The following is a 5350-nucleotide window of genomic DNA, read 5'->3' as shown; positions in this document are numbered from 1 at the left end:
GGGCGGAGCCGCGAGGCTTCCCCCTATCCCGATTGCTGTCGCCCAATGGCGAGAAAACGGCGCTCCAAATCCCGCCCGGCCGCGCTCCCTCCGCCCTGGCACCGCTCTTGCTGACGATCCATCGGATGGCTGGTTAGCATTGAAGGTGTCCCGCAATGATCCCCACGGTGTTTCAAGACAGCGCAGCCGGCGTTGCCGCGAGATACGCCCCCTTCTTGCGGCTGGGGCAGCCGTGGCCGCGCCGCAGGCTCCTCCGGCGGCGCAGAAAAATCCCCTCCTGGGTCGGCCTGGCGCTACTCGTTCTCTTCATCGACATGGCGATGGCCGTGCTTACCTGGGTCGCCGTCGACGTCGTCCTGCATTGAGAGCTCGCCTCTGTGCACAAAGCGCGTCGCCGCCAAATAGGCGACCTGGCCGGCAATCAGGCAGCCGACAACGATGGGAATGCCCGTCCAAAATCCGAATCCCGAGGTCTGAAGGACCGTTGCGACGAGGATCGCGGTCGCCGGCGAGACCAGCAACAGACTCCAGACTCGGAAGAAGAGTCCCGCCGCCACGCCGGTGATCGTGCTCGCGAGCAAGAGGAGGAGTACGGTTGTCACGAGAGCTTCCCAGTTCAGGCCGCATCGCGGTACATGGCTGAAGTTGAGCCAACTGGATTGCTCTCACAACGATGGTGATCTCTGCCGCACACACAAGGCGGAGTTATTGTTAACTCCGACAATGCTCGTAAAATTGATGCCCAGGACCTCGCGAACGTCCGGGCTTCGGCAACTGGTTCAAGCAAAAGAGCCGGATCGCCGATCCGGCTCTTCGTCGTCTCGAACGTCGTGCGCTGGTCTTACTTCGCCTGCGCGAGGCCTTCCTTCTTCAGCGCTTCCTGCACCTGCGGCCGCGCCTCGACGCGGGCCTTGTAGGCGGCAAGGTTCGGCATCGCGGAGAGGTCGAACTTCATCCGCTCGCCCCAGGTCAGCATCGTGAACAGATAGCCGTCGGCCACCGTGAACTGCTTGCCCATGAGGTAGTCGCGGCCGGCGAGCTGGCTGTCGATATATTTCAGCTTGCCCATGACGCGATCCCTGAAGAAAGCCTTGGCTTCGTCGTTCAGGGCCGGCGCGAACATCGGACCGAAGCTCTTGTGCACCTCCGAGGTGAGGAAATTCAGCCACTCCAGCAGCTTGTAGCGCTCGGAACTGCCATGGGCGGGCGCCAGTGCCTTGCTTGATGCCTGATCGGCGATCATCTGGACAATCACCGGGCCTTCGGTCACGATCTCACCGCTGTCGAGGCCCAGCGCAGGGACCTGGCCCTTTGGGTTCAGCTTCAGATAGTCCTCACCATTTTCGAGCTTCTTGGCCCGGATATCGACCTTGACCAGCTCATAGGGCAGGCCGGCTTCGAGGAGCGCGATGTGGGGGGACAGCGAGCAGGCACCGGGCGAATAGTACAGTTTCATGGAATTTCCTCCTCTTGACGCTTGGTTCGGCCGAAAGAACGACTACATGCAACTGCTTGAAATAGTCAAGATTGATGCAGCTGCATCAAATGGGGTAAGAGACGGACGACGAGCTTGAGCGGGACCATGAAACGCAAACCATCGACCGAGGCGACTTCCGCCTGGATCCGCCTGATGCGGGTACAGAGCCGCGTGCTCGATTGCGTCGAGCAGGATCTGAAGAAGGCAGGCTTCCCGCCGTTGGCATGGTATGACGCGCTGCTCGAATTGTCGCGGGCTCCCTCGGGCGAGCTGAGGCCGGTGGAACTCGAACGGCAGATGCTGATCCCGCAATATTCCACCTCGCGCCTGATCGACCGCCTGGTCGACGAGGGCCTCGCCTCGCGGCGCGAATGCAAGATCGACAAGCGCGGCCAGTTCGTCGAGATCACGGAAGCCGGCCGCGAGCTGCAGAAGCGGATGTGGAGCGCCTATTCGGCTGCGATCGAGAAATATGTCGGTTCGAAACTGTCCGATGCCGATGCCGTCAAGCTCAGCGGCCTGCTCGACCGCCTGGGCTGCTCGTGCGGCGAGATGAAACTGCCGCCCGTCGCCAACGTCAACGAAACCTCGCCGTCGCGATGATCGCGCGGCACACCAGCTCGTCCGTGCGCCCGGTGGGTTCGCGGACCATCCCGTCACCCGCGCGCGTTCGATCGAAGCGCCTTTTGATTAGAGTTTGATATGGCGCGAGACCAGATCGATATGACGCCGCTGCAATCGCGCGACGAGCTCGTTTCGTGGTTCGAGGAAGGCTGCAAGGACCCGTCCGAATTCCGCATGGGCACCGAGCACGAGAAGACGCCGTTCACGCTCGAGGGCCACCGTCCGGTGCCTTACGAGGGTGCGCGCGGCATCGGTGCGTTGCTCGAAGGCATGAAGCTCCTGCTCGGCTGGGAGCCGATCATGGAGAAGGGCAACATCATCGGCCTCTACGACGTCACCGGCGGCGGTGCGATATCGCTCGAGCCCGGCGGACAGTTCGAGCTCTCCGGCGCGCCGGTCGAGAACGTGCACCAGACCCAGAGCGAGCTGATGGCGCATCTTGCACAGGTGCGCGAGATCGCAACGCCGCTCGGCATCGGCTTCCTCGGTCTCGGCATGACGCCATCCTGGTCGCGCGCCGATATCCCGGTGATGCCCAAGGGCCGCTACAAGATCATGACCAACTACATGCCGAAGGTCGGCCAATACGGCCTCGACATGATGTACCGGACCTGCACGGTGCAGACCAATCTCGACTTCTCCTCCGAAGCCGACATGGTCAAGAAGCTGCGCGTTTCGCTCGCGCTGCAGCCGGTCGCAACCGCCTTGTTCGCCAATTCGCCGTTCACCGAAGGCAAGCCGAACGGCTTCCTGTCCTTCCGCTCCGAGATCTGGCGCGACACCGACAATGCGCGGTCGGGCATGATGCCGTGGGCATTCGAGGACGGCATGGGGTTCGAGCGCTATGTCGACTACGCGCTCGACGTGCCCATGTATTTCGTCAAGCGCGGCGAGGAATACATCGACGTGTCGGGCTCCTCGTTCCGCGCGTTCTTCGACGGCCGCAACAACAACCTTCCCGGCGAGCGTCCGACGCTGTCGGACTGGGCCAACCATCTCTCGACGATCTTCCCGGAGGTGCGGCTCAAGCGCTATCTCGAGATGCGCGGCTCCGACGGCGGCCCGTGGGGCCGGTTGCCGGCGCTGCCGGCGTTCTGGGTCGGGCTGCTCTATGACGACGTCGCGCTCGATGCGGCCTGGGAGATCGTCAAGCACTGGAGCGCGCCCGAGCGTCAGGCCCTGCGCGACGACGTGACGCGCTTCGGCTTCAAGGCGCGGATCAAGAACCGTTATCTGTTCGAGATCGCCAAGGAATGCCTCGTTCTGGCCCATGCCGGCCTGCGCCGGCGCGGCCGCATCGACCAGCTCGGCCGCGACGAAACGCGGCATCTGGAGCCGCTCGACCGCATCATCGATTCCGGCCGGACGCCGGCCGAGGAAATGTTGGACAAGTTCAACGGTCCCTGGAAGGGCTCGGTGGAACCGGCCTACGCGGAATACGCGTTCTAAAGCCTGATCCGGAAAAGCGCGCAGCGGTTTTCCGAAAAGATCATGCTTAAACAACAACCTGAAGCGCGATGACGAGTCATCCTCATCGCATCGCGCTTTAGGCCGGTCGGCCCCCGGTCGGGATTCAGCCGTTCATCGCCCATACAGGTTTGCGGCGATCAAATGACCGGCTGAAAAAACCCGAGCGTCGTCAATAACTCGAAAGCTGTTCCGATGGGGAAGGGCCGCCTGTCCGGCGCCGTCATGGCAAAGGTCTTGGCAAAAGTCGTGGTATGCGCCGCGCTGCTTTCGCTCGCATGCGCGAGTGTGCCGGCGCGCGCCCAGACTGCGTTCGACCGGCCCGGCGGCGACTATTTCAGCACGCCGGTCGCTTCAGGCGATCCTGAGGATTGCGCGCTGCTGTGCGAGCGCGACCGCCGCTGCCGCTCGTGGAGCTTCAGCTATCCCGACGTCGAAGGCGGTGCGGCGGTGTGCTGGCTGAAGAACACGGTGCCGGCGCGGGTGCCGGGAAGTTGCTGCATCTCGGGTGTGCGCGGCGCCGGCGTGATCGAACCGCGGGTCGAGGGCGTGGAGACGTCGATCGACCGCCCCGGCGGCGATCTGCGCAATTTCGAGCTCAAGGACGGCGAGGGCGAAGAGGCCTGCAAGGCCGCCTGCACCGCCGACAACAAATGCCGCGCCTTCACCTATGCCCGCCCCGGCTACACCGGGCGCGAAGCGCGTTGCTTCCTGAAAAAGGAAATCAAGCCGCCGCGAAGGAAGGCGGGCTTCACGTCGGGCGTGGTGCGGTAGCGTTGGTGCTCGTGCCCCGGACGCAGGTGCCGTAGGGTGGGCAAAGGCGCCCTTGCGCCGTGCCCACGATCTCTGAGACGCGGCGACAGACGCGTGGGCACGCTCCGCTTTGCCTACCCTACGAGACCTCACTCCGCCGCGTTCACCGTGAGCTCGGGCCATAGCGCCTTCCAGCGTGCGGCCTTCGCCTCGTAATTCGTCGCGGAAAAATTCGGGCCCGGATTCGGCCGCGCGATCAGCCCTGCGACATCGTCAAACCCGTGCGGCGCGTAGACCTCGTAGCCACCGCCTGTGCGCCTGACCCCGACCTGCGTGTTCTGCGTGAGGAAGCGGTCGATGCCTTCCCTCGAGCTTCTCAGCGGCGGATAGGGCAGGCCGTGCTTGGCCGGGTACCACAGATGCACACGCGCCTGGTTGCGGATCTCGACCTTGGCGCCGAGATGCGCGAGCCGCTCATGCAGGGCGCGGATCACCGAATCCTCCGCCTCCCACGATGTATCGGGATCGAAATAGAACGCATCGTAGTCGGCGATGCCGTGATCGACGGGGCGGCCGGTGAGCACGTTCCATACGGTCTGCACCAGGCATCCCGAGACCAGCCATGCATCCGGCAGATCGAGCTGCGCCAGCACGTCGATGATCGTGACGTTGACGGGATTTCTCAGCGCGAGCGCGAGGAATTCGTCACGGTTCATCGTGCGATGAGGCGGCTCAATGCACGGCGGTGAAGAACCGGCCGAGCCGGAAGCCGGAGAGCCAGGTGTAAACCGGCTGGCCGCGTATGCCGAGATCCCAGGAGCCGAGCACCGCATCGGCACGGCCGATCAGATTGTCGATCGGCAACAGGCCGACGCCGCCGGACCGCAGCGGCACGCGGCTGTCGGCGGAATTGTCGCGGTTGTCGCCGAGCACGAAGAGGTGGCCGGCCGGCACCGTCACTTCCGGCGAGTTGTCGAGCGGACCGTTGTCGCGCATCTTGAAGATCAAATGCGAGACGCCGTTCGGCAG

General features: G+C 64.0%; 7 protein-coding genes. 3 read left to right on the top strand and 4 right to left on the bottom strand.

Annotated features, from left to right (window positions below):
• Positions 1 to 293: 293 nt before the first annotated feature.
• Positions 294 to 602 (bottom strand): hypothetical protein, encoded by a 309-nt coding sequence (locus tag IC66_RS0118485; protein ID WP_131233047.1) that lies wholly within the window; start codon positions 600 to 602, stop codon positions 294 to 296.
• A gap of 239 nt (positions 603 to 841) precedes the next feature.
• Entirely contained in the window at positions 842 to 1456 is a 615-nt protein-coding gene (gene gstA, locus IC66_RS0118480) for a glutathione transferase GstA (protein WP_038948604.1), read from the bottom strand.
• Positions 1457 to 1582: 126 nt separating this feature from the next.
• Between gstA and IC66_RS0118475 the strand changes: the two genes are divergently transcribed.
• From IC66_RS0118475 to IC66_RS0118465, 3 genes are all read left to right on the top strand, one after another.
• Positions 1583 to 2080, top strand: coding sequence for a MarR family winged helix-turn-helix transcriptional regulator (locus IC66_RS0118475; RefSeq protein WP_018316363.1), 498 nt, complete (start codon positions 1583 to 1585; stop codon positions 2078 to 2080).
• Positions 2081 to 2179: 99 nt separating this feature from the next.
• Complete coding sequence (locus IC66_RS0118470; RefSeq protein ID WP_028139831.1) at positions 2180 to 3550, top strand: glutamate--cysteine ligase; 1371 nt, start codon at positions 2180 to 2182, stop codon at positions 3548 to 3550.
• 213 nt (positions 3551 to 3763) lie between these two features.
• A complete protein-coding gene (locus IC66_RS0118465; RefSeq protein ID WP_028139832.1) occupies positions 3764 to 4342 on the top strand; it encodes a PAN domain-containing protein in 579 nt (192 codons plus the stop codon).
• 128 nt (positions 4343 to 4470) lie between these two features.
• Here IC66_RS0118465 and IC66_RS0118460 read toward each other — a convergent pair whose 3' ends face one another.
• Together IC66_RS0118460 and lepB are read right to left on the bottom strand one after the other, a co-directional pair.
• A complete protein-coding gene (locus tag IC66_RS0118460) occupies positions 4471 to 5037 on the bottom strand; it encodes a nucleotidyltransferase family protein (RefSeq protein WP_028139833.1) in 567 nt (188 codons plus the stop codon).
• A 16-nt stretch (positions 5038 to 5053) separates the two neighbouring features.
• Positions 5054 to 5350, bottom strand: a 297-nt coding sequence (lepB, locus tag IC66_RS0118455) for a signal peptidase I (protein WP_038948603.1), incomplete at its 5' end; no start/stop codon positions are given.

The organism is Bradyrhizobium genomosp. III (genome assembly GCF_000261705.1).
Taxonomy (GTDB): Bacteria; Pseudomonadota; Alphaproteobacteria; order Rhizobiales; family Xanthobacteraceae; genus Bradyrhizobium; species Bradyrhizobium ottawaense.
The sequence above is the reverse complement of the archived record's forward strand: the minus strand, read 5'-3'. Positions and strand labels throughout refer to the sequence as shown.

Bases quoted from the DNA above. Each gene is read 5' to 3' on its own strand.
- gstA (WP_038948604.1), bottom strand. From the start codon at position 1,456: ATGAAACTGTACTATTCGCCCGGTGCCTGCTCGCTGTCCCCCCACATC.
- IC66_RS0118475 (WP_018316363.1), top strand. From the start codon at position 1,583: ATGAAACGCAAACCATCGACCGAGGCGACTTCCGCCTGGATCCGCCTG.
- IC66_RS0118460 (WP_028139833.1), bottom strand. From the start codon at position 5,037: ATGAACCGTGACGAATTCCTCGCGCTCGCGCTGAGAAATCCCGTCAAC.
- IC66_RS0118465 (WP_028139832.1), top strand. From the start codon at position 3,764: ATGGGGAAGGGCCGCCTGTCCGGCGCCGTCATGGCAAAGGTCTTGGCA.
- IC66_RS0118470 (WP_028139831.1), top strand. From the start codon at position 2,180: ATGGCGCGAGACCAGATCGATATGACGCCGCTGCAATCGCGCGACGAG.